The 23,346-nt window shown below is 72.8% G+C and carries 26 protein-coding genes and 2 pseudogenes; 16 read left to right on the top strand and 12 right to left on the bottom strand.

Annotated elements, in window-relative coordinates; all coding sequences use genetic code 11:
- The 3 genes from Voc01_RS54345 to Voc01_RS47515 all read left to right on the top strand — a co-directional run.
- On the top strand, positions 1-1,898 hold a 1,898-nt coding region (locus Voc01_RS54345), incomplete at its 5' end, for a helix-turn-helix transcriptional regulator (protein ID WP_275423832.1).
- Positions 1,899-1,976: 78 nt separating this feature from the next.
- Positions 1,977-2,204: a hypothetical protein gene (locus Voc01_RS47520; RefSeq protein ID WP_203934398.1), complete on the top strand. Its 228-nt coding sequence runs from the start codon at positions 1,977-1,979 to the stop codon at positions 2,202-2,204.
- 159 nt (positions 2,205-2,363) lie between these two features.
- Entirely contained in the window at positions 2,364-2,954 is a 591-nt protein-coding gene (locus tag Voc01_RS47515) for a helix-turn-helix transcriptional regulator (protein WP_203934397.1), read from the top strand.
- A gap of 59 nt (positions 2,955-3,013) precedes the next feature.
- Here the strand turns inward: Voc01_RS47515 and Voc01_RS47510 are convergent, their stop codons facing one another.
- On the bottom strand, positions 3,014-3,199 hold the full coding sequence (locus tag Voc01_RS47510; RefSeq protein ID WP_203934396.1) for a hypothetical protein: 186 nt from the start codon (positions 3,197-3,199) through the stop codon (positions 3,014-3,016).
- 330 nt (positions 3,200-3,529) lie between these two features.
- Between Voc01_RS47510 and Voc01_RS47505 the strand changes: the two genes are divergently transcribed.
- Positions 3,530-4,558, top strand: a complete 1,029-nt coding sequence (locus Voc01_RS47505; protein WP_203934395.1) for a hypothetical protein — start codon at positions 3,530-3,532, stop codon at positions 4,556-4,558.
- Here the strand turns inward: Voc01_RS47505 and Voc01_RS47500 are convergent.
- Positions 4,490-4,705: a hypothetical protein gene (locus Voc01_RS47500; protein ID WP_203934394.1), complete on the bottom strand. Its 216-nt coding sequence runs from the start codon at positions 4,703-4,705 to the stop codon at positions 4,490-4,492. The genes Voc01_RS47505 and Voc01_RS47500 overlap by 69 nt on opposite strands.
- Before the next feature lie 14 nt (positions 4,706-4,719).
- On the opposite strand from Voc01_RS47500, the pseudogene Voc01_RS47495 reads away from it, so the two are divergent.
- The 5 genes and pseudogenes from Voc01_RS47495 to Voc01_RS47475 all read left to right on the top strand — a co-directional run bounded on the left by Voc01_RS47495 (position 4,720) and on the right by Voc01_RS47475 (position 9,256).
- Positions 4,720-5,796, top strand: a pseudogene (locus Voc01_RS47495) (FecCD family ABC transporter permease).
- Positions 5,793-6,803, top strand: coding sequence for a FecCD family ABC transporter permease (locus tag Voc01_RS47490; protein WP_203934393.1), 1,011 nt, complete (start codon positions 5,793-5,795; stop codon positions 6,801-6,803). Before Voc01_RS47495 ends, Voc01_RS47490 begins: the two are co-directional and overlap by 4 nt.
- The gene (locus Voc01_RS47485) at positions 6,800-7,567 is read left to right on the top strand and encodes an ABC transporter ATP-binding protein (RefSeq protein WP_203934392.1); all 768 of its coding nucleotides are present in this window, start codon (positions 6,800-6,802) and stop codon (positions 7,565-7,567) included. Before Voc01_RS47490 ends, Voc01_RS47485 begins: the two co-directional genes overlap by 4 nt.
- Positions 7,568-7,587: 20 nt before the next feature.
- Complete coding sequence (locus Voc01_RS47480) at positions 7,588-8,511, top strand: ABC transporter substrate-binding protein (RefSeq protein ID WP_239161018.1); 924 nt, start codon at positions 7,588-7,590, stop codon at positions 8,509-8,511.
- Positions 8,512-8,521: 10 nt separating this feature from the next.
- A complete protein-coding gene (locus Voc01_RS47475) occupies positions 8,522-9,256 on the top strand; it encodes a dienelactone hydrolase family protein (protein WP_203934391.1) in 735 nt (244 codons plus the stop codon).
- Here the strand turns inward: Voc01_RS47475 and Voc01_RS47470 are convergent.
- On the bottom strand, positions 9,253-9,447 hold the full coding sequence (locus Voc01_RS47470) for a hypothetical protein (RefSeq protein ID WP_203934390.1): 195 nt from the start codon (positions 9,445-9,447) through the stop codon (positions 9,253-9,255). The two genes, Voc01_RS47475 and Voc01_RS47470, sit on opposite strands and share 4 nt — an antisense overlap.
- A gap of 144 nt (positions 9,448-9,591) precedes the next feature.
- On the opposite strand from Voc01_RS47470, the gene Voc01_RS47465 reads away from it, so the two are divergent.
- The 3 genes from Voc01_RS47465 (at position 9,592) to Voc01_RS47455 (ending at position 12,714) form a co-directional block, all read left to right on the top strand.
- Positions 9,592-10,053 (top strand): DUF3592 domain-containing protein, encoded by a 462-nt coding sequence (locus tag Voc01_RS47465; RefSeq protein ID WP_203934389.1) that lies wholly within the window; start codon positions 9,592-9,594, stop codon positions 10,051-10,053.
- Between the two features lie 199 nt (positions 10,054-10,252).
- Positions 10,253-11,869: a beta-1,3-glucanase family protein gene (locus tag Voc01_RS47460; protein WP_203934388.1), complete on the top strand. Its 1,617-nt coding sequence runs from the start codon at positions 10,253-10,255 to the stop codon at positions 11,867-11,869.
- Between the two features lie 65 nt (positions 11,870-11,934).
- A complete protein-coding gene (locus tag Voc01_RS47455; protein WP_203934387.1) occupies positions 11,935-12,714 on the top strand; it encodes a DUF4184 family protein in 780 nt (259 codons plus the stop codon).
- Between the two features lie 122 nt (positions 12,715-12,836).
- Here the strand turns inward: Voc01_RS47455 and Voc01_RS54915 are convergent, their stop codons facing one another.
- The 3 genes and pseudogenes from Voc01_RS54915 to Voc01_RS47445 form a co-directional block, all read right to left on the bottom strand.
- Positions 12,837-13,358 (bottom strand): MFS transporter, encoded by a 522-nt coding sequence (locus Voc01_RS54915; RefSeq protein WP_373873965.1) that lies wholly within the window; start codon positions 13,356-13,358, stop codon positions 12,837-12,839.
- A gap of 66 nt (positions 13,359-13,424) precedes the next feature.
- A pseudogene (locus tag Voc01_RS54910) lies at positions 13,425-13,982 on the bottom strand (MFS transporter); the annotation flags it as partial.
- A gap of 62 nt (positions 13,983-14,044) precedes the next feature.
- Positions 14,045-14,455 (bottom strand): MarR family winged helix-turn-helix transcriptional regulator, encoded by a 411-nt coding sequence (locus Voc01_RS47445; protein WP_203934386.1) that lies wholly within the window; start codon positions 14,453-14,455, stop codon positions 14,045-14,047.
- A 92-nt stretch (positions 14,456-14,547) separates the two neighbouring features.
- On the opposite strand from Voc01_RS47445, the gene Voc01_RS47440 reads away from it, so the two are divergent.
- Positions 14,548-15,483: an acyl-ACP desaturase gene (locus tag Voc01_RS47440; RefSeq protein WP_203934385.1), complete on the top strand. Its 936-nt coding sequence runs from the start codon at positions 14,548-14,550 to the stop codon at positions 15,481-15,483.
- A 604-nt stretch (positions 15,484-16,087) separates the two neighbouring features.
- Positions 16,088-16,912: an enolase C-terminal domain-like protein gene (locus Voc01_RS47435; protein ID WP_203934384.1), complete on the top strand. Its 825-nt coding sequence runs from the start codon at positions 16,088-16,090 to the stop codon at positions 16,910-16,912.
- Here the strand turns inward: Voc01_RS47435 and Voc01_RS47430 are convergent.
- The 3 genes from Voc01_RS47430 to Voc01_RS47420 are packed head-to-tail and all read right to left on the bottom strand — an operon-like array spanning position 16,894 to position 18,589.
- On the bottom strand, positions 16,894-17,544 hold the full coding sequence (locus Voc01_RS47430; protein WP_203934383.1) for a ThuA domain-containing protein: 651 nt from the start codon (positions 17,542-17,544) through the stop codon (positions 16,894-16,896). The two genes, Voc01_RS47435 and Voc01_RS47430, sit on opposite strands and share 19 nt — an antisense overlap.
- Positions 17,544-17,966, bottom strand: coding sequence for a nitroreductase/quinone reductase family protein (locus Voc01_RS47425; RefSeq protein ID WP_239161017.1), 423 nt, complete (start codon positions 17,964-17,966; stop codon positions 17,544-17,546). The genes Voc01_RS47430 and Voc01_RS47425 overlap by 1 nt, the downstream gene beginning before the upstream one ends.
- Entirely contained in the window at positions 17,963-18,589 is a 627-nt protein-coding gene (locus tag Voc01_RS47420) for an NAD(P)-dependent oxidoreductase (RefSeq protein ID WP_203934382.1), read from the bottom strand. The genes Voc01_RS47425 and Voc01_RS47420 overlap by 4 nt, the downstream gene beginning before the upstream one ends.
- A 131-nt stretch (positions 18,590-18,720) precedes the next feature.
- On the opposite strand from Voc01_RS47420, the gene Voc01_RS47415 reads away from it, so the two are divergent.
- Positions 18,721-19,056, top strand: coding sequence for a winged helix-turn-helix transcriptional regulator (locus Voc01_RS47415; protein ID WP_239161016.1), 336 nt, complete (start codon positions 18,721-18,723; stop codon positions 19,054-19,056).
- Here Voc01_RS47415 and Voc01_RS47410 read toward each other — a convergent pair.
- The 3 genes from Voc01_RS47410 to Voc01_RS47400 all read right to left on the bottom strand — a co-directional run bounded on the left by Voc01_RS47410 (position 19,034) and on the right by Voc01_RS47400 (position 22,344).
- Complete coding sequence (locus Voc01_RS47410) at positions 19,034-19,696, bottom strand: SDR family oxidoreductase (RefSeq protein WP_203934381.1); 663 nt, start codon at positions 19,694-19,696, stop codon at positions 19,034-19,036. The genes Voc01_RS47415 and Voc01_RS47410 overlap by 23 nt on opposite strands.
- 53 nt (positions 19,697-19,749) lie before the next feature.
- On the bottom strand, positions 19,750-21,312 hold the full coding sequence (locus Voc01_RS47405; protein WP_203934380.1) for a pectate lyase family protein: 1,563 nt from the start codon (positions 21,310-21,312) through the stop codon (positions 19,750-19,752).
- A 153-nt stretch (positions 21,313-21,465) separates the two neighbouring features.
- Positions 21,466-22,344: an SDR family oxidoreductase gene (locus Voc01_RS47400; RefSeq protein WP_203934379.1), complete on the bottom strand. Its 879-nt coding sequence runs from the start codon at positions 22,342-22,344 to the stop codon at positions 21,466-21,468.
- 86 nt (positions 22,345-22,430) lie between these two features.
- Here Voc01_RS47400 and Voc01_RS47395 point away from each other — a divergent pair, with 86 nt between their 5' ends.
- Positions 22,431-23,012, top strand: coding sequence for a TetR/AcrR family transcriptional regulator (locus tag Voc01_RS47395; protein ID WP_203934378.1), 582 nt, complete (start codon positions 22,431-22,433; stop codon positions 23,010-23,012).
- Positions 23,013-23,346: the final 334 nt, after the last annotated feature.

Below are 23,346 nucleotides of genomic sequence, written 5' to 3'. Positions count from 1 at the left end.
CCGCGATCGCCGCCGCGCTCACCGCCGACCCCGGCCTCAGCTACGCCGAGGACATGACCGTCGCCGCCGAGCTGGCCTACCACTGGACGCAGGCCCGCGCGTACGACCGGGCCCTGGCCGAGGCGGTGCGGGCGGGGCACGCCGCCATGCGGATGCGGGCGTTCCGCGACGCCGAGCGGCAGTACCAGCGCGCGCTCGACCTGTGGGAGCGGGTGCCCGCCGCGGCGGCCGTGGCCGGCACCGGGCGGGTGCCGCTGCTCGCCGCGGCGGCCGACGCGGCCCGCTGGTCAGGGCACGTGAAGCGGGCCGTGGAGCACGTGAAGGCGGCCATCGCCGAAGCCGACGACGCGACCGAGCTGTACGAGCGGCTCGGCAGCTACCTGTGGGAGGCCGGCGACGGCGCCGGCTCGCGGGAGGCCTACGAACGGGCGGCCGACCTGCTCGCCGACCGTCCACCGACGGTGGTGCTGGCGCGCGTCCTGGCCGGGCAGGCGACCGCGCTCCTCGGCGAGGGCCGGTACTCGGTGGGGCTGACGACCGCGGAGCAGGCGGTGTCGGTGGCCCGGGCCGTCGGCGCGGCCGAGGCCGAGGGGCGGGCGCTGACCACCGTCGGTGTGGCGCTGACGCTGCTGGGGCGCACCGGTCCGGGCATCAAGGCGATGCGTGAGGCGGTGCGGATCACCGGGACCGTCGACAACCTCGAAGACCTGCTGCGCGCGTACGCGAACCTCGCGTTCGTGCTGGCGCTGTCCGGCCGGTCCGAGGAGTCGCTGCACACCGCCGAGACCGGGTACGGCATCGCGCAGCGGTTCGGGCTGGGCACCAGCCGCATGGGAGGGATGCTCGCGAACAACATCAGCGCCTCCCTCGTGCAGCTGGGCCGCTGGGACGAGGCCGCCGCCCGGCTCGCCCAGCTGCTCATCGACCGGCCCGTCGCGGAGACCCGCTACGCCACGCTGACCCTCGCCGAGATCCACCTGGCCCGCGGCCGGTTCGAGCAGGCCGAGCAGCTCGTGCAAGCGGTGCGCCGGGTCGCCGGGTCGACGGTGCAGCCGGCGCTGGCCGGTGCGATGGCGGCGTACACGGCCGAGATCCAGCTGTGGCGCGGAAAGCCGGACGCGGCGCGGACGGCGGTGGCCGACGGGTTGCGGGTCACCGGCGCCGCCGAGAACGCCGAGCTGACGCTGCGGCTGTGCGCGCTCGGCCTGCGCGCCGAGGCCGACGAGCACGACCGGATCCGGGCGGTGCCGCGGCAGCGGGCCACCGCCGTCGACCCGGTGCGGCAGCGGGCGGCCGAGCTGATCGCGATGGTGCGCGGGATCGGCACCGACCCGCCGCTTCTTCCCGAGGCCGAGGCGGTCCGGCGGCAGTGCCTCGCCGAGCACAGCCGCGTCGACGCGACCGACCCCGCCGACACCGCGCGGCTCTGGGAGGAGACCGCCGACGGCTGGGACGCGCTCGGGCGTCCGTACCCCGCGGCCTACGCGCGATGGCGCCGGGCCGAGGCGGCGTTGACCGCACGGGACCAGCACAGCGCCACCGAGGCGGCCCGCGCCGCGTACGACAGCGCCATCCGGCTGGTGGCGGTGCCGCTGCGCACCGAGCTCGAGTCGCTGGCCCGCCGGTCGCGGCTCGTACTCACCGAGCCGGTGGCCGACCCCGTCACGGAACCGGCCGCACCCGACACCCACGGACTCACCCGCCGCGAGCTGGAGGTGCTCAGGCGCCTGTGCGACGGCCACACCAACCGGCAGATCGCCAGCGAGCTGTTCATCACCGAGAAGACCGTGAGCGTGCACGTGTCGAACATCCTCACGAAGCTCGACGTGAACAACCGCGGCGAGGCGGCCGCGGCCGCGCACCGGTTGAGGCTGTTCGCCGACCACGCGCCCGGGTGAGCCGTCCGGGTGGGCACAGACCCGGCCGGTCGCCGACCGGTCGTGCAGGAAGGACCATCGTCGAGCGAAGGGGTCACGATGAGCGGAAAGACACTGTCCGTCGGGCGGTTCGAGTACGGGATCGAGGACGACGACTTCGTCACCGTCGTCGAGCAGGTGAAGAACGCGCTGGAGAACGGCACGGTCGCCCAGGTGCCGGTCGTGACCGCGGACAAGCGGCAGGTGATGCTCTTCATCAACGGGAGCGCCACCGACGCGGTGGTCATCGACCCCGACAGCGACGGGCGGCCGCACGAGTTCGGCTGATCCGACGTCAGGGGACCGGTCCGGCGGCCAGCCGGGCCGGTCCCTCATTTTGGGGACTAGGTAATGATCGCGACCCCGATACTGGTATTTCGCCGGATCCGGGGCGCGGGTGCTGAGCGGGAGCATGTTGATGTTCCGTCGCAGCCCCCAGGAGCGATGATGCCGCCCACCGCACCACCCCGCACCGCGATCGAGCCGGTGATCGCGCTGCTCGTGCGCACCGTGCTCGCCGGCGACATGGAGCCGGCCACCCGTGACCTGCTGTGCGCCGCCGCCGGCGGCGACCGGTCGGTGCTCGAGGCGGTGGTGCTCGGCGGCCTCGGGTCCGGCGAGCTCGCGCCCGTCGGCGGCCGCTGGACCTGGACGCGGCGCCGCGCCGAGCAGGAGACACCGCTCGCCAGCCGGATCGGCGGCCGCGCCGGCGCGATGTCGCACACGCAGCGCGGTGCGTTGGCTCTCGTGGCGGGCGGCGTCGCCAACGGCTGGGTCGGCGTGCACGCCGCGGTGTCCGGTGGCCTGGCGAACCGGCCGGTCGCGGCCGTCGACCTCAACCTCACCCGGCGCGAGCAGCAGATCCTGGTGCTGCTCAGCGAGGGTCTCACCGCGCGGGCGATCGCGCGCCGCCTCGGCCTGTCGCCGCGGACGGTCGCCAAGTACCAGCAGCGGATCTACCGCAAGTTCGGCACGTCCGACCGGCTGACCACCGTGCTCCGGGCCCAGCGCCTCGGGCTGCTACCGACGGCCGGCTGACGTGCGCGACGTCCGCTCCGCGAAGCACCGTCCACAGAGGAGGGTCATGTGACGTTTACTCACGGTCGTTCGCGTTCATCGCGGTCGCGGACCGCACCGAGCGCGGTGATACGACACGCGACGACGCGCCGGACGCGCACCGGGTCGGCGCCGGCGGTGAGAGCCGCCGCCCGGGCCTGGAAAAGCACCGCGGTGATGAGTTCGGTGACCTGTGTCCTCTGTGCGGGGGTCAACGGGGGTGTCATCTCTGTGCCCGTATCCGTTTGGTGGGATGCACGACTACTTCGTTCGTCGCCATCGCATCCTCCGATCCGATCGACGGCCGACACCGGTTATCTGACGGACGGCGTGCGGGCGGGTCGCGTCGCACATCCGACCGTGGGCGGGGTCGGCCGATGGGTCCGTTCGAATCCCCGAAGCGGTGCCTTTGCTCCGGGGGTCTCGCGGGTCACCGACGGGTCCGGCAGGCTGACCCGAAGTAGTCGAACCCTCCACTGCCGGTTTCCGAACGGGATTCCGGGCCGTGGACGGGTCGTGGCCGGGCCGCACTCACCAGTTCGGGAGAGGAGCGCGCTGTGATCAGCGCGGATCGGTTGCTGATTGGCCCGCGGGTCGACCCGCGGGCGGTGCGGGAATCGGCGCGGTGTGGCGAACTCGCCCGGTGGGCGGAAGGCGCGACGGAGTCGGAGCGGCGCCGGCTGACCGGTGCGGTGTACGAGATCGCCCTGCCCCTGGTGTTCAACGGGCTCACCCGTCGGCTGGAACTGCAGCGCGGACACGCCGGATGCGCCGCGTCGCTGCGCGGAATGACCGACGACTGTTTCGACCGCTTCGAGGACGACCTGGAGGCAGTGGTCTCGGACGTCCTGAACAGGGCGACTGTTCCAGTGGAGAATCTCGATGCGTGGATCCGCAGCCGCCTCAACGCGGCCACGGTCGACGCGCACCGCCGCCGGCGCGGCGAACGCGGGGCGTTGCAGCGTCCGCGGCTGCCGGGGTGGTTGCGTGACGCGCTGGGCGACGACCGGTGGCTCGCGATGCTCGCGACCGAGATGCTCGTGTGGGTCGGTGTTCCGACCAGCGCCGGCGCCGGCCTGTGGCCGCTGGACTCGTGGGCCCAGCGCCGTGCGGTGCTGACCGGTGACTGGCGCGGCAGCGACACCTCGACGGTCGCCCGCGAGGTGGAGGAGGTACGGAAGGCGATGCGCCGCCGGCCCGACTGGCACGAGTCCTATGTGGAGGGTCCGCTCGGCCGCAAGAACCCACCGGTGCTTCCGGCCCAGCGCGGCGACGCCGACCGCACCGTCGAGCCGACGCCGCTGTCCCTGGTGGAGCGGCACGAGGCCGACGACGCCCGGCTGCGTGCCCTCGCCAGCCTGGCCGTCGAGGCGATCGAGGCCGGCATCGCCCGGGGCGGCGCACCGTCCACTGTGGTCGAAGGTGTGCTCAAGGTGACGTTCGGGGCCGACACCGGCGCACAGGACCTCGACCGGCCGCCCTCGGCGGCGGTACCCGACGACGAGCGGGCCGCGGCCCTAATCGCCGACCCGGTCGTTCTCGACCGCGTCGTCGCCACCGTGCTGCGCATCATCGACGCCGGCTGACAGGAGCTCCCGGCGCCGCCGTTCGACGACCTCGACCAGTCGCTCGGCCGGAACGCCGGCGGCCACGGCCTCGTCCCACGCGCGGCGGAGCTCCGCGGTGACCGTCTGCTGCAGCAGCGCGCGCTGTTCCGGCGTGAGCCCGGGCATGGCGTCGAGGATACGTGCGTTGGGTCACTGCGGGCTGCGGCGCCGCTGATCGACGACTACAGTGCTCCCGATCTGGTAAGGCTTACCTAAGTCGGGGTTACGGGGTGCGTCGGCGGGCGGTGCTGCTGGGCAGCTGTGTGCTGCTCGTCGTCGCCGTGCTCGCCAGCCTCGCGATCGGCAGCAACCCGCTCGGTCCGGCGGAGATGTGGCGGGGGCTCGTCGCACCCGACGGCGGGGAAGCGGCCACCATCGTGTGGGACCTGCGGATGCCGCGCACCCTGCTCGGGCTCGTCGTCGGTGCCGCGCTCGCCACGGCGGGCGTGCTGCTGCAGGCGCTCACCCGCAACCCGCTGGCCGAGCCGCGGGTGCTCGGGCTCAGCGCCGGCGCGGCGCTCGGCGTGGTCACGGCGATCGCGGTGTTCGACGTCGGGACGCTGGCCGGGTAGGTGTGGTTCGGCATCGCCGGCGCGCTCGGTGCCGGTCTGCTCGTGTTCGGCATCGCCGCGCGGACGCGGGACTCCGCGTCGCCGGTCACGTTGACGCTCGTCGGCGCGGCGCTCGACGCCAGCCTCGGCGCGGTCACCGCCGGCGCGCTGAGCGCCGACGGCGGCACGTTCGAGGAGTTCCGGTTCTGGGTCGTCGGCGGGCTCACCGGCCGCGGGGTGTCGACGGCCGGGCAGGTCGCCCCGTTCCTGCTCGTCGGCCTGCTGCTCGCCGCCGCGGTCGCCAGGGGGTTGGACGCGCTGGCGCTCGGCGACGACGTGGCCCGCGGCCTCGGCGTGCGGGTGGGGTTCACGCGCGTCGGTGCGGGGGCGGCGGCCGTGCTGCTCACCGGTGCGGGGGTGGCGGCCGCCGGTCCCATCGCGTTCATCGGTCTGGCGGTGCCGCACCTGGCGCGGTTCCTCGTCGGCGCCGACCAGCGGTGGGTGCTCGGGGTCTCCGTGCTGCTCGGCCCGGCCCTGCTGCTCGTCGCCGACGTGGTGGGCCGGCTCGTCACGGCCGGCGAGGTGTCGGCGGGGATCGTGACGGCGCTGCTGGGTGCGCCGCTGCTCGCGGTCCTGGTCCAGAAAGCTCGGACCGTGACCACATGACAACGGTGATCGCCGCGGGCGGCCTGGCGTTGCGCGTTCGCGGGCGCAGCGTGGCCGTGTCGGTGGTCGTGCTGGTCCTGCTGCTCGCGGCCGTCGTGGTCGCGCTGTCGCTGGGACGCCCGTACGTGGCGCCGCAGGACGTCGTGCGGTCCCTGCTCGGTGGCGGGACCCCGTACGACGTGGTGGTGCAGCGCCTGCGGCTGCCCCGGGTGGTGCTGGGCGTGGCGGTCGGCGCCTGCTTCGGGACCGCCGGCGCCCTGATCCAGAGCGTGGCGCGCAACCCGCTGGCCAGCCCCGACGTCATCGGCGTCACGCAGGGCGCGGGCCTGGCCGCCACGATCGCGCTCACCGCCGGCGCCACCAGCGCGGTGATCGCGCCGTCGGCGCTCGCCGGCGGGCTGGTCGCGGCGCTCGTGGTGCTCGCGCTCGGCGCCCGGCACGGGTTGGCCGCGCAGCGGTTCGTGCTCGCCGGCGTCGCCGTCGCGATCGCGCTGCGGGCGCTGACCGAGATCGTGATGCTCTCCGCCGACCCCATCGACGGCCAGCGGGCACAGCTGTGGCTGATCGGCACGCTCGCCGGCCTCGGCTGGCGCGAGACGACGTGGCTGGCCGTGGCGCTGCTCGTGCTGCTGCCGGCGCTGGCCTGGGCCGGCTGGGCCCTGCACACCAGTGCGCTCGACGACGACACCGCGCGCGGGCTGGGCGTGCGCCCGTCGGCCCGACGCTTCTCGCTGGCCGGGGCCGGGGTCGCGCTCGCCGCGGTGACCACCGCGCAGGTCGGCGCCGTCGACTTCGTCGCGCTGGTCGCGCCGCAGGTCGCGCGGCGGCTCGCGCGCGCCGAGCGGCCGCCGCTGCTCGCGGCCGCGCTCACCGGCGCGCTGCTGGTGGTGCTCGCCGACCTGACCGGCCGCCTGCTGCTCGCACCGACCCAGCTGCCCGCCGGCGTGGTGACCGCCGCGATCGGCGGACCGTACCTCCTGTTCCTGCTCGTGCGGAGGCGCACATGAAGCTGACCGCGTCGGGCCTGGCCTCCGGCTACGGCGACCGGACCGTGTTCGACACGCTCGACGTGTCGTTTCCGGCCGGCGCGTTCACCGTGATCGTCGGGCCGAACGCGTGCGGCAAGTCCACGCTGTTGCGCACGCTGGCCCGGCTGCTCCCCGCCCGTCACGGATCGGTCCTGCTCGACGGCCGGGACATTCACGCGTTGCCCACGCGCGACGTGGCCCGGCGCCTGGGTGTGCTGCCGCAGAGCCCGCTGGTGCCCGAGGGCGTGACGGTCGCCGACCTGGTCGGGCGCGGACGCCAACCGCACCAGCGCTGGTGGCGCCAGTGGACCGCCGACGACACCGCGGCCGTGCTCGAGGCGACCGAGCGCGCCGGCGTGGCCGACCTGCGCGAGCGCGCCGTCGACCAGTTGTCGGGCGGGCAGCGCCAACGTGTGTGGATCGCGATGACGCTCGCCCAGCAGACCGACGTGCTGCTGCTCGACGAGCCGACCACGTTCCTCGACCTGGCCCACCAGGTGGAGGTGCTGACGCTCGTCGGGCGGCTCCGCGACGACGGGCGGACGGTCGTCGCGGTGCTGCACGACCTGAACCAGGCCGCCCGCTACGCCGACCACCTGGTCGCGATGCGCGACGGCCGGATCGTGGCGGCCGGTCCGCCGCGGTCGGTGGTCACGGCCGACCTGGTCCGCGACGTCTTCGGGCTCGACTGCGTGGTCGTGCCCTGTCCTGTGAGCGGCGCACCCCTCGTGGTGCCCGCGTGACCCTGATCGGGAGGCTCTCTGTGCGACTTCGCTCGCTACTCGTCGTTCTGGCGCTCGGGCTGGCGGCCTGCTCCTCCGACCCGGTGGACGGGCCGGAGGTCGGCGGCGACAACCACCAGATCGCCCACGCGATGGGCACCACGTCGGTTCCGAAGGAGCCGCAGCGCGTCGTCGTGCTCGACACCGACAAGATCGACACCGCGGTGACGCTGGGCGCGAAGCTCGTCGGCGCGGCGAAGACCGCCGAGGTGGAGGCGTTCCCGGCCTACCTCGGCGACCTGTCGAAGGTGAAGCCGGTCGGCCTGCTCGCCGAGCCCGACCTGGAGGCGATCGCCGCGCTGAAGCCCGACCTGATCCTCGGCAGCAGGTTCCGCCAGGAGAAGTTCTACGACGAGCTGTCGGCGATCGCCCCGACGGTGTTCACCGAGAAGGTGGGCCTCACCTGGAAGGAGAACTTCCTGTTGGACGGGCGTGCGCTCGGCCAGGAGAAGAAGGCCCGCGACCTGCTGGCCGGCTACGAGAAGCGGGCCAGGGAGCTGGGCGGGAAGATCCCGAACGCGCCGGCGCTGAAGGTGTCGATCGTGCGCTTCATGCCGGCCGAGATCCGCGTGTACGGGCCGGAGGGCTTCTCCGGCATCGTCGTCGGTGACGTCGGGCTCGGCCGTCCCCAGCGGCAGCTGCTGGCGGACAAGGCCGACAAGCGGTTCGACAAGGTGTCGCCGGAGCGCATCGCGGAGGTCGACGGCGACGTCATCTTCGTGTCGGCCTACGGCGCGAAGGCCGAGGAGCAGCGGGTCGCCGTCACCGGTGGCAACCTGTGGAAGAACCTGTCGGCCGTGAAGGCGGGTAGGGCCTACCCGGTGACCGACGAGACCTGGATGACCGGCATCGGCGTCACCGCGGCGAACCGCGTTCTCGACGATCTGAGCAGGCACCTGACGTAGGGTCTCGCGTGTGAAACTGCGCGAGGAGCTCGTGGGCATCCCGTCTGCCGACGGCGACATCCGTTCGGTCGTGATCCGGCCGGTCGGGCCGGCCCGTCGGCAGGCGGTGCTGCTCTATACCGACATCTTCCAGCTCACCGAGTCGACGCTGCGCACCGCGCGCCGCTTCGCCGCCGCCGGCTTCACCGTGGTGGTCCCGGAGATCTACCCGCACGGGGAGCTGGCCGGGGTGGCCCTGGAGTTCGACGACGCAGGCAAGGCGCGGGGCCTGGCCGGTGCGCAGCAGACGACGGTGGCCCGGTTCGACGCCGACCGGTCCGCGGTGCTCGACTTCATGGCCTCCTCCGACCTCGGCGAGTCGTGCGTCGTCGGCTTCTGCATCGGCGGGCACCTCGCGTTCCGGGCCGCGTTCGACCCGCGCGTGGCGGCCACCGTCTGCTTCTACCCGACCGGGCTGCAGAACGGCGCGCTGGGCGCCGACGCCGACGCCGGCACGCTGTCGCGGGCGGCCGAGATCCGGGGCCGGCTGATGGTGGTGTTCGGCTCGCGGGACCCGCACGTGCCGGCCGACGCCAGGCTGACGGTGGTCTCGGCGCTGTACGCCGCCGGCCTGACCGACACCGAACTGCACGTGTGGGCGGGCGGCGAGCACGCCTTCATGCGCGACGTCGGCCCGCGCCACGACCCCGAGCTGACCGACCTGGCCATCGTCGAGGCGGTCTCGTTCCTGTCGGCCCGCTCCTAGTTCTGGGTGCTGCGGAAGCCGACGATCGTCGCCGTCCACCAACCGGCCTCGGAGACGCCGGCGACCAGGAGGCTGGTCACGATCAGCTTCGCCGGTGGCTCCTTGCCGTTGAGCGCGACGAGTCGGTCGTGGACGCGCGCGGCGAGCAGCCCGTTCAGGAGCACCGCACCCCACGTGACGGCCAACGTCATGACGGGCACGTAGAGGGCGAGCCGGCGACGGTGCCGGAGGCGGTGGCGGGAGCCAGGTTCGATGGCGGTCGACGGAACCTCCAGCTCGGCACGGCTCGGACAGCGGCCGGTTTGGGTCGATCACCGCGCGGGGAACCCGCACGCATGGCTTTCTGGACCCGTCGCCGGCCGCATCCCGTGCTGTTCGCGCTCATGGGCATCGTCGTCGGTATCGGGTTCGGCGTTGCCACGTACCAGACCTGGCGGCAGGACCAGGGGCTGCGCGAGCACGGCCGGGAGGCGCCGGCCCGGGTGGTGGAGGTGTCGGGCAGCGGCAAGGGGCGCAAGGTCTTCGTCGAGTTCGAGGTCGGCGGCACGGCGGTGCGCTCGAAGGTCGAGGGCCGCATGGAGACCCGGGGGCAGGTCGGCCAGTCGCTGCCGGTGCGGGACGACGAGCGGCGGCCGCAGCGCGACGTGTACGACGCTCGGGTCACCACGCAGGGCCGGATCGTCTACCTGCTCGGCGCGATGAGCCTGATCGCGCTCGTCGGCGCCCCGCTGATCGCGGTCACCGCGCTACGGCGACGCCGCCACGGCGCGCCGCCACGCCGCGCCACCGCGCCGTGACGGCGGCTGATCGACGAAGATCACCTATTGACAGCTGGCATAGACCACCGTAAAGCTGTGAGAGCGCTCTCTGGGCCGTCACCAGCGCAGACGTGGTTGGTGACGGTCCGCGCATGCCCCCGCCCGGGCAGCACCACAGCAACGATCCACGTCTACGCCGCGGCACCCCCACACGCCGCCCCGGCCGCTAGGAGTCTTCGTGGGTATCAGAAAACGGCTCGCCGCCGTCGCCGCGCTCGTCGTGGCGTCGACAACCGGCCTCGTGGCGATCACCGCCACGCAACAGGCCGCCAACGCCATCGGTCCGGACCTGCTCCCGGTCACCGTCACCAACAACTCGGGACGGTCGGAGGCCGTCTACATCTACATCCTCGGCCAGGACATCCGGCCCGGCGGACGGCTCGGGTACGTCAACGGCGCCGGACAGTTCCTCAACTGGCCCGCCGGCGGCAACCCGCCCACGCCCGCGCCCGACGTCTCGATCGCCGGTCCCGGCAACGGCGGCAGCGTCACCGTGCGCTTCCCGCGGTTCATCTCCGCGCGCATGTACTTCTCGTTCGGCCGCAAGCTGGACTTCCGCCTGACGCCCGACGGCCTGGTGCAGCCCGCGCCGTGGGCCGGCGGCGACCCGAACCGCGACATCCTCTTCGACTGGTCGGAGTTCACGTACAACGACGCCGGCCTGTGGCTCAACAGCTCGCAGGTCGACATGTTCGCGATCCCGCACGCGGTGAGCGTCACCGGGTCCGACGGCCGCACGATCCGCACCGGCGACGTCGTCGCCAACGGCCGCGACAACGTCATCAACCAGCTGCGGGCGCAGCCGGAGTTCGCGCGCTCGATCTACACAAGGTCCGATGGGACCGTGCTGCGCGTGCTCGCCCCCGGCAAGGCGATGGACGGCGGGCTGATGAACCCCAACTACCTCGACGGGTACATCAACTCCGCGTGGGGCGCTTACGCGAGCCGCACGCTCACGGTGGTGCCGCGGGTCAACGAGCCGAACCGGCGCTTCTTCGGCCGCACCAGCGGCAACAACCTCGTGTTCACCGACTCGAGCGGCGCGCAGGTGGCCACGGTCGCGAAGCCGACCACCTCGAACGTGTGGGGCTGCGACGGCGTGTTCAACGCTCCGAACGTCCCCCCGTTCATCGAACCCGAGATCAAGCGGACGCTGTGCGCGGCGCTCCACCGCGGAACGCTCGGCACCTCGACGCAGGAGCCGGTGCTCGACGCGGGCCAGTTCTACCGCAACAGCACGCCGAACCACTACTCGCGGGTCATCCACGCGAACATGGCCGACGGCAGGGCGTACGGCTTCGCCTACGACGACGTCGGCGGCTTCGAGTCGCTGGTGCACCACGGCGACCCGCGCTCCGCGGCGGTGATCCTGTCGCCGTTCACGGGCGGGGGGACGCAGCCACCGCCGTCGACCACCACGTCGATCGTCAGCAACTGGAACAACAAGTGCGTCGACGTCCCCAACTGGAACTTCAACGACGGCCAGCGCCTGATCGTGTGGGACTGCACCGGCGGCACCAACCAACGGTGGCAGTGGGTCGGCGGCACGCTGCGCACCGAGAACAACAAGTGCGTGGATGTCGCGTGGGGTGCCACCAACGACGGCGCACCCGTGCAGATAGCCACCTGCAGCGGCAACGCGGCCCAGCAGTGGGTGCTCAATGCGAACGGTGACCTGGTGAACCCGCAGTCGAACAAGTGCCTCGACATCGCGGAGTGGAACCCCAACAACGACGCCGTCCTGCACATCTGGACGTGCGTCGGCGGAGCCAACCAGAAATGGCGCCGCGGCTAGGAAAAGGCTGAAACCTTCACACGACCGCCATCACTCGTGAGGTGGGTCGGCCTAGCGTCAACGGAATGCCGCTGACGCTGCCGACCCACCCGATGGCCGTCCTGCCGCTGAAGGTGTGGCGGCCCCGCTGGTTCGACGGGGTCGCCCTCGTGGTCGGCGCCGTCGCGCCCGACCTGCCCTACGCGGCCGACGGGTACCCGCTGGGCTTCCGGGCGCACGCCTGGCTCGCCCCTTTCTGGTGGGCGGCGCCGCTCGCGCTGCTGTGCGTGCCGCTGGTCCGCTGGACGGCCGGCCGGGTCGCTGTACACCTGCCCGCGGCGGGTCCGCTGCGCCTGCGTGACTACGGTGTGCTCGCGCTGGTGCGGCACCGCTGGTGGGTCACGGCCACGTCGGCGGCGCTCGGCGCGTACAGCCACATCCTGTGGGACTCCGTCACCCACGACACGATCAACCACCGCCCGATCCCGTTGCGGGGGCTGACGTCCGAGGCGGTGCCGGGGTGGCTCTGGTACGAGGTGCTGTCGAAGGCGTCCAACGCGGTCGGCCTGCTCGCGGCCGTCGGGCTGGCCGTCCACATGGGACGGACGCGGGCGCTGGTCCGATGGCACGGCCCCGCCCCCGACGGGGAGCGACGGCCGGTCCGGTTCTGGGGCACGGTCGTCGCCGTGACCGCGGCCGGCGCCGCGACGCTGCCGTTCCAGCCGTACCCCGGCGTGTTCCCCACGCAGGCGATCCGGTGCCTGCTGATCGGGTGTGCCGCCCTGGTGGCGGGCGCGTGCGCCGTGGCCCTGGTACCGACGAGGCACCACCTCGACGTGGCCGGCCGCCGGCCGGGTATGGAATGAACGACGCTCTATCCGGTGCGGAAATCCGTCGGGAACCTGCACCGGATAGAGCGTCGTTCATGCCGGTGCCGGTGCCGGTGCCGGTGCCGGTGCCGGGGCCAGCGCCGGCGGCAGGCCGGCTCCTACGCCGGTGCCGCCGCCGGTGCGCCGTGCTCCAGGGTCGCCTCCGTCGACAGCCCCCGCTCCGCGTCACCGATCATCCGGTGCCCCAGCGCGAGCACGCCGATCGCCGCCAGGAACGTGGCCCCGCCGATCCAGAACGGCACCGACAGGTTCGACGCCTCCGCCACCCGGCCCGCCACGTACGGCGCCAGCCCGCCGCCGATGAAGCGCACGAACCCGTACGCCGACGAGGCGACCGGACGTGGCACCGGAGACACGAGCATCACCGCCTGGGTGGTCAGCGTGTTGTTGGTCCCGATGAAGGCGCCGCTGACGACCACCGCGACCATCACCGCGGCCGGAACGTGGACGAACGCCGCGATCACCGCCATGCAGGCCGCCAGCCCCACGAGGTTCACGTACAGCACCGGCGCGGTGCCGAAGCGCGCCTGCAGCCGCGGCGCCACGAACACGCTGCACGCGGCCACGAGCAGACCCCACCCGGCGAACACCAGGCCCAGTTCGTGCGCGCCGACCTCCATCGGGTAGGGCGCGTAGCCGAGCATCGTGAAGAAGCCCCAGTTGTAGAGCAGCGCCATCAGCCCCATCACGAGCAGTCCGCGGTGGCGTAGTGCGCGCAGGGGTGCGCTCAGCGCGGTCCGCTCGGACGTGCGGGGCGTCGGCGGGACCAGCGCGACCGTCGCGACCAGCGCGACGAACATCAACGCCGCGACGCCGAAGAACGGGCCGCGCCAGCTGATGCTGCCGAGCTCGCCGCCGAGCAGCGGGCCGACCGCGATGCCCAGGCCCAGCGCGGCCTCGTACAGGATGATCGCGTCCGCGAACCCGCCGCTGGCCGACGTGACGATCGCCGCCAGCGACGTGGCGATGAACAACGCGTTGCCCAGGCCCTAGCCGGCCCGGAACCCGACGATGCCGCCGATCGAGTCGGACAGCCCGGCCAACAGGCTGAACACGACGATGAGCACGAGGCCGATCACGAGCGTGCGTTTGGCGCCGAAGCGGCTGGACACCCAGCCGACCACGAGCATCGCCACCGCGGTGACGATGAGGTAGCTGGTGAACAGCAGCGAGACCTGGCTCGGCGTGGCGTGGAGGCTGTCGGCGAGCGCGGGCAGGATCGGGTCGACCAGACCGATGCCCATGAACGAGATGACGCAGGCGAAGGCGACGGCCCAGACGGCTTTGGGCTGCGTGAACAGGGATCTCACGGGCTCACCAGACGTGTCAGTGCGGGGAGTGCCGCCTCGATCGCGGCGCGGTCGGCCGGCGCGAGGCCGTCGAACATCCGGCGCAGGGCGTCGGTGCGTTCGGCCCGCCGGCGGTTCATCAGGTCGACGCCGGCGTCGGTCACCGTGACGACCACCCCGCGGCGGTCGTCACGGCTGGCCTCCCGGCGGACCAAGCCCTCGCGCTCCATCCGGGTGACGAGCTGCGTCATCCCCGGCTGCGAGGCCGCCTCGGCGTTGGCCAGCTCGGTCAGGCGCATCGGTCCCTCGCGGACCAGCCGGCCGAGCGTCGACGACGCCGTGAAGCTGAGGTCGCCGGCGGTACTCAGCCGGCGGAGCAGACGCAGCGCCTGCTCCAACACGTCGACCAGCTCCGACGACGGGTGCATAACGACATTATGTATCTCTGGGTGGCGGCCGGCCAGCGGTTGTGACGCATTCGGCGGCAGCAACCTACGGGACCGTAACTTAGACTGGCGGCGTGACTTCGCGATCCCAGTCCGACCTCGCCCTGCTGACCGAGCTCGAGCCCGTCGTGGAGACCAACCTGAACCGTCACCTCAAGACGGCCAAGGAGTGGTTCCCCCACGAGTACGTCCCGTGGAGCGAGGGCCGTGACTACGACGGCCTGATGGGCGGCGAGGCGTGGGAGCCCGGCCAGTCCAGGCTGAGCGACGTCGCCCGCACGTCACTGATCGTGAACCTCCTCACCGAGGACAACCTGCCCAGCTACCACCACGAGATCGCGGTCCGCTTCGGCCGCGACGGTGCCTGGGGCACGTGGGTCCACCGCTGGACCGCGGAGGAGGGCCGCCACGGCATCGCCATCCGTGACTATCTGCTCACCACCCGCGCCGTCGACCCGGTGGCCCTGGAGCGCGCCCGCATGACCCACATGGAAGGCGGCTTCACCTCCGACTACGAGAGCGTGCTCGGCGGCATCGGCTACGTCAGCTTCCAGGAGCTGGCGACCCGGGTCGCCCACCGCAACACCGGCCACATCAGCGGCGACCCGATCTGCGACCAGCTGCTGGCCCGCGTGGCCGCCGACGAGAACCTGCACATGCTCTTCTACCGCAACCTGCTCGGCGCCGCGTTCGACTTCGTACCCGACCAGGCGATGCAGGCCGTCCTCGACGTGGTCACCTCGTTCCAGATGCCCGGCCACACCATCGACGGCTTCCAGCGCAAGTCCGTGCAGATCGCCATGGCCGGCATCTACGACCTCCGCATCCACCACGACGAGGTCGTGATGCCGATCCTGCGGCAGCTCAGGGTGTTCGAACGCACCGGCCTGTCCGCCGAGGGCGAGCAGGCCCGCGAGAAGCTGGCCGAGTTCCTGACCGGCCTCGACCAGGCGGCGTCGAGGTTCGTCGAGCGCAGGGAGAAGACCAACGCCCGCAAGGCCGCGCGCTGAAAACCCCTATGTGACGCACGTGAGGGTCCGACGGCCTAAAGAGTCCCTCGGCGACGTCGGCTTCGCCCCGGCTCCGGCCGCCCAACACCCCCCGGGTGCCTGAGTACGCAGGTGCCCTGAGTACGCAGGTGCCCTGAGTGCCTGATAGCGCTTCGCCGGGGGTGCGGACCCCTCCCCACGCTCGCTACCGCGCCGCCCGCCGATCCCACCACCGCGCCGCCCGCCGAGCCGCCGCGCCGATCCCACCACCGCGCCGATCTTGCAGTCATGGCCGCATCTATGTGATGACATGTCGTGTTTTAGGTGGGGCCACGACTGCAAGATCGGCGGGCGGATGACCGCGCTGGAGCCCGATGGACCCGGCGCCGCCCCGGCCCTGGCGTCACTCGGGCCCGCCGGCACCGGCCCCGCCCCAGCTCCAGCCCCGTCCCGCCCCGGTGCCGGCCCGGTGCCGGGGCGCTTCGGGGGCTCGCACGCTGTGTGCGCCTGTGCTTCGCGTGCCGAAGGGCCTCGCGTGCCGGACGTGCTCAACATAAACGGCGCTCTATCCAGCGTGCTTGCTGGGCGGTAGCCGCACTGGATCGAGCGCACTGTCCGTGTGGACATGGCGCTGTGGGACATCGCCGGCAAGCGCGCCGGCATGCCCGTGCACGACCTGCTCGGCGGTCTGCAGCGGACGGCCGCCCGCTGCTGCACGCACGCGGCGGGCGCGACCGTCGACGCGTCCATCGACCACGCCGCCGACCTGATGGAACGCGGCTACGGCCACGTCCGGTTGCAGACCGGCCAGCCGGGGCTGGGCGCGTACGGCTTCCCCGGTACGCCCGGCGGCTATCCGGGCCACCCCAACCCCGACGGCTGGGACGTGCACCACTACCTCCGTACCGCGCCCGCGTTGTTCGCCGCCGCCCGCGAGCGGCTCGGCGCCGACGTGGAGCTGCTGCACGATGTCCACAGTAGACTGACGGGGAAGCAGGCGGTGGTGCTGGCGCGCTCGCTGGAGCCGTACCGCCTGTTCTTCCTCGAGGACCCGGTCGCGCCGGAGCACTACGACCGGCTGCCCGAGGTCCGCGCCGCCGCGCCGGTGCCGATCGCCGCCGGCGAGCAGGTCGCCTCCGTGGCCGACGCCGCCCGGCTGGTCCAGGGCGGCGGCGTCGACCTGTTGCGGCTGCACGTGTCGGCGGTAGGCGGCGTGCAGACCGCCTGGCACGGTCCGGCCGACGTCTCCCCGGTGGGGTGCGTGACGGATACCTGTACCCGAACCCCGGCCCGGGCTGGGGCGTCGACCTCGACCAGCGGGCCGCGGCCCGGTTCCCTCCGGTGCCGGGACTGCACGAGCGCTGGTCGGTGCACGTCCGCCGCCCCGACGGCGGCATCGAACCCCCGTGAGCGGCCCCCGTCGCCGCGGGGTCAGCCGGCGGCGGCGTAGCGGATGCCGCCCAGGAGATGGGCGAGCATCAGGGGCTCGGTGAACGACTCCTCCGTGTGCCCCAGGGCCGTGTAGAACGAGGGTCCGCCGCACCCGGTGTGGCACCAGGCCAGCGGGTGGTCGGCGCCCATCTTCCCACCGGTGTACGAGGTTTCGTCGGCGGTCAGGAGGACGTGGACGCCGGGGCGGGGGTTGGCGCGGAAGTCGTACCACTCGTCGGTGCGCTCCCACGTCGACGGAAGGTGCTCCGTGGAGGGGTGGTCGGCGTCCTCCACGAGGATGCGGCCGGGCTGCACCTCGGGGTGCCCGTCGAAGCGGGCGCCCACCAGGGTGCCGAAGTACGGCCAGTCGTACTCGGTGGTGGTGGCACCGTGGATCCCCACGAAGCCGCCGCCGTTGCGCACGAACGCCTCCAGCGCGTCGCGGCCGTCGTCGTCGAGGACGGCGCCGCTGGTGCTGAGGAACGTGACGACGCCGAACGACGCCAGCTCGGGGCCGGTGAACGCGGCCGGGTCCTCGGTGTCCACCACCTCGAAGTCGTTGTGGCGGGCCAGGTTCCGCAGCGCCGCGACACCGGCGGCGATCGAGTCGTGCCGGAAGCCGGTGGTCCGGGTGTAGGTGAGCATCCGCATCACCGTCCACTGTAGAGGACCACCACGGGGATCTCCCGGCTCGTCGCCTCCCTGTAGCCGTCGTACGACGGCATCGTCGCGACCATCAGGTCCCACAGCCGTTGCCGCTCCTCCGGCCCGCCGGTGCGCGCGGTCGCCGCGAACGTCCGGTCGCCGACCCGCACGGTGACGCGCGGGTCGGCGACCAGGTTGAGGTACCACGCGGGATGCCGGTCGGCGCCGGCGTTCGACGCGACCACGACGTACCTGTCGCCGTCGCGGGCGTACACGAGCGCGGTGCGGCGCAGCGTTCCCGTGCGGCGGCCGCGGGTGGTCAGCAGGAGGTCGTTCACGCCCGGTCGCGGGTGGCCGCAGGTGGCCTCGAAACGCCGGATGTGGTCGGCCACGAAGGCGTTCGGGCTGTCGACGACGTCGTCGGTCACGATGCCGTCTCGACGCCGACGTGGGTGCGGTGGTGCTTCGGGGTGTCGATCTCGTCGAGGAGGGCGACCGCCAGGTCGGCGTAGGAGACGCGGCTCGCCGCGTCGGCCGGTGCCTGGCGGTAGCGACCGGTGCGGCCGCTTCCGTGGTCGACGTCGCCGGCCGGGCTGACGATCAGCCAGTCCAGGTCGACGGTCGACCCGCGCAGCACCGCGGCGCCGGCGGCATGGTCGAGGTAGAAGGAGCGGTACTCCTGCGGGTAGCCGGGCGTGTCCATCAGCGCCACCCCGTCGGCCGTCGGCAGGATCGAGGCGAGACCGACCACCAGCAACCGGGTCACGCCCGCCCGCGGCAGTCCGTCGAGGAGGGACCGGGCGACGTCGGCGTAGGAGACGGCGGGGTCGTAGACCGCGCAGATGGCCGCATCGTGACCGGCCGACAGGGCGGCCACACTGTCCACAGTGGTCACCTCACCGGCGGCCACGCTCACGCGGTCACCGGCAAGCCCTTCATGACGACCCGGATCGCGCACGACGGCCGTGACCCCGTGACCACGCCGGCGTGCCTCGGCGACGGCCGCCCGTCCGGCGCGACCGCCGGCCCCGAAAACAACGATCTGACTCATGCGATCGCTCCGCTGCGCTGCGCGATGCATTCGCAGGCACTGGGCTGATGATTCGCTCGCTGACGCTCACTCATGGACGGCACCGTAGCCGGGACGGTGGTATCCGATCGGATACCGATTATCGTGGGGGCGTGCGCGCGCCGCTGGACAAGGACATGTTCGACCCGCTGTGCCCGTCGGGCCTGATGCCGATCCGCGTCGGCGACAAGTGGGCCGGCATGGTGATCCGCTGCCTCGAGCACGGGCCGCGCCGGTTCTCCGAACTGCGCGTGCCGATCCGGGGGGTCACCGCGAAGGCGCTCACGAAGTCGTTGCGGGGCCTCGAACGTGACGGGCTGGTGTCACGCGTCGCCGGACTCGGCTACGAGCTCACGCCGCTCGGCCGCAGCATCCTCGAGCCACTCGACGCCATGTGCGCGTGGGCGCGTGAGCACTGGGACGAGCTCATCGACGCCCGGGAAGCGTAGCCACCGCCTCGTCGACGGGGGTGTCGCCGCCGACGAGTTCGAGAACCGCGCCGATCGACGCCGGGGTGTCGAGCAGCCCGACCACGACCGCGGCGACGTCGGCGCGGGTGACGGCGCCACTGTCGACGTGTTCGGCCAGCCGGACCGTTCCGGCGGGCGGGTCGTCGGTGAGGCGGCCGGGGCGCAGGATCGTCCAGTCGAGCGGACGCGCGCGCAGGTCGTCTTCGGCGGCCTTCTTGGCACGCAGGTAGGCGGCGAACACGTCGTCGGTGCCCGGTGGTGGCGCCTTGTCGGCGTTGATCGACGAGATCTGCACGTACCGGCGGACGCCGGCCGCGGTCGCCGCGTCGGCGAGGAGCACGGAGGCGCCGCGGTCGACGGTGTCCTTGCGCGGCGCGCCGCTTCCCGGGCCGGCGCCGGCGGCGAAGACCACCGCGTCGGCGCCCACCAGATGCGGTGCCAGTTCCGCGGTCGCGGCGGACTCCAGGTCGCAGACAACGGCGCGCGCACCGGTCGCCTCGACGTCGCCGGTCTGTGCCGGGTTGCGGATCAGCCCGACGACCTCGTCGCCGCGCGCGGCCAGCAGCCGCGACAGGATCAGCGCGATCTTCCCGTGTCCACCCGCAATGACCACCCGCATGGGCACACAGTACCGGGGCGCCGGGCGGAGGCCCGGCGCCCCGGTGACACGCGCTACGAGGCGTAGGTCTCGTACTCGGCGACCCGCGGGGTGCCGTTCGCACCGGTGATCTCGAAGGTGATCTTCTTCAGCGAGGTGGCGGGGAACGTGATGACGCCCGCCCCGCTACCGGTCTTGAGAACCGTGCCGGTGTCGGCGTCGACGAGCCGCCACGACCCGATGACCCCGGTCGCGCCGGACGCCTCACGGATGTTCACCCGCGAGACCGTGGTGGCCGAGCTCCACTTGATCGAGATCGAGCCGGTGGTGCCGGCCGGCGACCAGTAGGTGCCCATGTTGCCGTCACGCACGTCGCCGTAGCTGGTGCCGCTGGCCTTGCTCGACCCGTCGGACCCCGCGCCGATGCTCAGGTTCGTGCCCGACGGCGGGTTCGAGTTTCCGGGCGACGACGGCGAGGACGACGACGGGCGCGGCGACGACGGGCCGGGCGACGTCGGGTCCGGGTTCTGCGGCTGGCAGCTTCCGTTGGAGACCTGGTTGCCCTTGTTGGCGCCGGCGGTCTGCGCGACGATGTTCGGCACGCAGCTCGCACCGTCCAATGTGTACTGGTACGGGATGCTGACCGTGGTGGTCGACGTGACGTTCGGGCCGGCCGGGTACGTGTCCTCACCGGGCGAGGACCACGTGACGTTGTCGAAGATGTTGCCCGACACCTGCCACGTGCCGCGCTCGCTCGTGTAGAACGTGCCCAGCACGTCCTTCGAGTCCTCGAAGTAGTTGTTGTCCACCTTGGCGCGGGCGCCGGCGCGGGAGTTGATGCCGGACTCGTGCAGGTTCAGGTAGTGGTTGTTGTAGATGTGCGCGACCCCGCCCCGCAGCAGCGGCGTGCGCGAGTCGATGTTCGAGTACAGGTTGTGGTGGTACGTCAGGTTGCCGCTGCCGGTGTCGCTCTCGCTCGACCCCACCAGGCCGCCGCGGCCGGAGTTGCGCAGGATGCTGTAGGACAGCGTCACGAACTCCACGTCGTTCTTCAGGTCGAAGAGGCCGTCGTAGCCCTCGCTCTCGCCGCCCGACGCCTCCAGCGTCACGTGGTCGACCCACACGTTGCGGACCGTGCTCTCCATGCCGATGGCGTCGCCGCCGTTCGACGTGGGGGAGCCGGACTTCTTCACGTTCCGCACGGTGACGTTCTGGATGATGATGTTGCTGGAGTCACGGATGTGGATGCCGAGCTGGTCGAAGACCGCGCCGCCGCCCACGCCGAGGATCGTGACGTTGCTGATCTCCTTGAGTTCGATCACGCCGGCGGTGGTGTTGCAGCTGTTGCCGGACACCTTGGCGGTGTTGCCGTGGTTGATCGTTCCGGAGACCTGGATGATGATCGGGGTGCTGCTGCTGGCCCGGCCGCACAGGGCCTGGTGGATGGCGGTGCCGGTGCTGGTCTGCACCGTCTGCCCACCCGCGCCGCCGGTGGTGCCGCCGTTCTGGGTCGCGTATCCGGTGACCCCGCCGGTCGCCGCGGACGCTCCGGGGGTCATGAGCGCGACGCCGGTTGCCGCGGCGACGGCTGTCGTCAGCCCCACCGCACCGAGTCGCAATGCGACTGGTTTCCTCATCTGCCGACCTTTCCTCTGTTGGCGGACGTCAGGGGCAGACCCGGGTGGGCAGGCCGTGGCGGGCCCCGGACGGAAGGCGTGGCACTCCACGCCTATAGGAAAGCGCTTTCCTTGGCCGAGGATAGAGTCACTTCGATCGACAGGGCAAGGGGGTCAGCGGGTGAAGTAGTGACCGGCGTCGAGGTCCTCGATGAGGCCCGGCCCCGTGGGGGACCAGCCGAACCGGTCGCGGGTGACGGTGCTCGACGCGGGGGAGTCGGCGCCGAAGAACATCCCGAGCCACCCGAACTGGTCGGGGTCGGCCGACGCCACGGGTAGGCCGAGGCCGCGGCCGATCGCCTCCGCGATCTCGCGCGTGGCGACGCCCTCCTCGGCGGTGGCGTGCAGGATGGCGCCGGGCGGCGCGTCGTCGACCGCGCGGGCGACGAGCGTAGCGGCATCGGCGCGGTGCACGGCCGGCCACCGGTTCGCGCCGTCGCCGACGTGGGCGGAGACGCCCTTCTCCCGGGCGATCCCGACGAGCGTGGCCACGAACCCGTGGTCGCCCGCGCCGTGGACGGTCGGCGCGAACCGCACCACCGACGCCCGCACGCCCCGTTCGGCCAGCGCGAGGGTGGCGACCGAGTTGGCCGTCCGCGCGTAGCCGCCCGGGGCGGGCAGGTCCGCCTCGGTGGCGACGCGACCGGGTGCGATCCCGGCCGTGCCGGCGGCAACCACGAGCGGGCCACCGGTGCCGGCGAGCACCTCCCCGAACGCGGTGACCGCGGCGAGGTCGGTGCGCGCCGCTCCCGGGATGTCGGAGAAGTCGTGGTTGTAGCCCAGGTGGACCACGCCGTCGCTCGCGGCCGCGCCGGCCCGCAGGCTGCCGAGGTCGTCGAGGTCCCCGCGGTGGACCTCGGCCCCGAGGTCGGCGACGGCGGCCGCCGACTTGTCGGACCGGGCGAGGCCCAGCACCCGGTGGCCGGCCCGCAGCAGTTCGGGGACGACGGCGGACCCGATCCAGCCCGACGCTCCGGTGACGAAGACGCGCATGACACGCTCCCTTTCGTAGGTGATGTCACTTGATGACATGACCCTAGCAGGTGATGTCACATGGTGACATGGCTTAGGATCGTGACGTGGGTCGCTGGGAGCCTGACGCCGGGGGCCGGCTCCGCGAGGCGGCGCTGGACCTCTACGTCGAGCGCGGGTACGAACAGACGACCGTGGCCGAGATCGCCCAGCGGGCCGGGGTCACGGCGCGCACGTTCTTCCGGCACTTCGCCGACAAGCGCGAGGTGCTCTTCGCCAACACCCCGGCGCTGCACGACCGGCTGGTCGAGGCGCTGGAGGCGGCGCCGGCGCACGCGCGTCCACTCGACGCGGTCGCCGCCGCCCTCGACGCCGTCACCGAGGTGCTCGGACAGCACCGCGAGTTCTCCCGGCGCCGGCAGTCGGTCATCGACGCGAACGCCGAACTGCGGGAACGCGAGCTGATCAAGCTGGCGTCGCTGTCGGCCGCGCTCGCCGGCGGCCTGCGCCGCCGCGGCGTCGCCGAACCCGACGCCAGCCTCGCCGCGGAGTCCGGCATCGTCGTGCTGAGGGTCGCGTTCGAGCGCTGGGTCGCCGGCTCCGGCTCGGGTGAGGGCTCGGGTGAGGAGACGCTGGCCGGGGCGATGAAGACCGCATGGGACCGGCTGAGGGCCGTCACCCGCCGCTAACCGACGTCCACCGCTCCGGCGGCATGCTCGGGGGGCGTGCTCGGGGGGCGTGCTCGGGGGGCGTGCTCCGCCGACCGGCTCCGCCGACCGGCTCCGCCGACGTGCCCCGGCGCCGTCGATCTTGCAGTTGTGGCCGCACTTATTTCGGGCTATGTCGGGCTTATCGGGGGCCACAACTGCAAGATCGACGCGATGAGGGGCGTGCCAGGGCGCTGGCCCGTGCGGGCGTGCGGGGGCGGGCGTGCGGGGGCGGGCGTGCGGTGGCGGGCGTCGGGGTGGGCGCGCCGGGCGGGCGTGCGGTGGCGGGCGTCGGGGTGGGCGCGCCGGGCGGGCG

This window comes from Virgisporangium ochraceum, assembly GCF_016863655.1.
GTDB classification, from domain to species: domain Bacteria; phylum Actinomycetota; class Actinomycetes; order Mycobacteriales; family Micromonosporaceae; genus Virgisporangium; species Virgisporangium ochraceum.
Note: the sequence above shows the minus strand (reverse complement) of the source record. Positions and strands in the feature narration are given on the sequence as shown.

What these genes read in the sequence shown, in the direction of transcription:
- Voc01_RS47510 (WP_203934396.1), bottom strand. Translation starts at nt 3,199, where the DNA reads ATGACACCCCCGTTGACCCCCGCACAGAGGACACAGGTCACCGAACTC.
- Voc01_RS47465 (WP_203934389.1), top strand. Translation starts at nt 9,592, where the DNA reads ATGGCTTTCTGGACCCGTCGCCGGCCGCATCCCGTGCTGTTCGCGCTC.
- Voc01_RS47470 (WP_203934390.1), bottom strand. Translation starts at nt 9,447, where the DNA reads ATGACGTTGGCCGTCACGTGGGGTGCGGTGCTCCTGAACGGGCTGCTC.
- Voc01_RS47500 (WP_203934394.1), bottom strand. Translation starts at nt 4,705, where the DNA reads ATGCCCGGGCTCACGCCGGAACAGCGCGCGCTGCTGCAGCAGACGGTC.
- Voc01_RS47485 (WP_203934392.1), top strand. Translation starts at nt 6,800, where the DNA reads ATGAAGCTGACCGCGTCGGGCCTGGCCTCCGGCTACGGCGACCGGACC.
- Voc01_RS54915 (WP_373873965.1), bottom strand. Translation starts at nt 13,358, where the DNA reads ATGGAGGTCGGCGCGCACGAACTGGGCCTGGTGTTCGCCGGGTGGGGT.
- Voc01_RS47455 (WP_203934387.1), top strand. Translation starts at nt 11,935, where the DNA reads ATGCCGCTGACGCTGCCGACCCACCCGATGGCCGTCCTGCCGCTGAAG.
- Voc01_RS47490 (WP_203934393.1), top strand. Translation starts at nt 5,793, where the DNA reads ATGACAACGGTGATCGCCGCGGGCGGCCTGGCGTTGCGCGTTCGCGGG.
- Voc01_RS47400 (WP_203934379.1), bottom strand. Translation starts at nt 22,344, where the DNA reads ATGCGCGTCTTCGTCACCGGAGCGTCGGGCTGGATCGGGTCCGCCGTC.
- Voc01_RS47420 (WP_203934382.1), bottom strand. Translation starts at nt 18,589, where the DNA reads ATGAGTCAGATCGTTGTTTTCGGGGCCGGCGGTCGCGCCGGACGGGCG.
- Voc01_RS47445 (WP_203934386.1), bottom strand. Translation starts at nt 14,455, where the DNA reads ATGCACCCGTCGTCGGAGCTGGTCGACGTGTTGGAGCAGGCGCTGCGT.
- Voc01_RS47405 (WP_203934380.1), bottom strand. Translation starts at nt 21,312, where the DNA reads ATGAGGAAACCAGTCGCATTGCGACTCGGTGCGGTGGGGCTGACGACA.
- Voc01_RS47435 (WP_203934384.1), top strand. Translation starts at nt 16,088, where the DNA reads ATGGCGCTGTGGGACATCGCCGGCAAGCGCGCCGGCATGCCCGTGCAC.
- Voc01_RS47410 (WP_203934381.1), bottom strand. Translation starts at nt 19,696, where the DNA reads ATGCGGGTGGTCATTGCGGGTGGACACGGGAAGATCGCGCTGATCCTG.
- Voc01_RS47515 (WP_203934397.1), top strand. Translation starts at nt 2,364, where the DNA reads ATGCCGCCCACCGCACCACCCCGCACCGCGATCGAGCCGGTGATCGCG.
- Voc01_RS47520 (WP_203934398.1), top strand. Translation starts at nt 1,977, where the DNA reads ATGAGCGGAAAGACACTGTCCGTCGGGCGGTTCGAGTACGGGATCGAG.
- Voc01_RS47430 (WP_203934383.1), bottom strand. Translation starts at nt 17,544, where the DNA reads ATGCGGATGCTCACCTACACCCGGACCACCGGCTTCCGGCACGACTCG.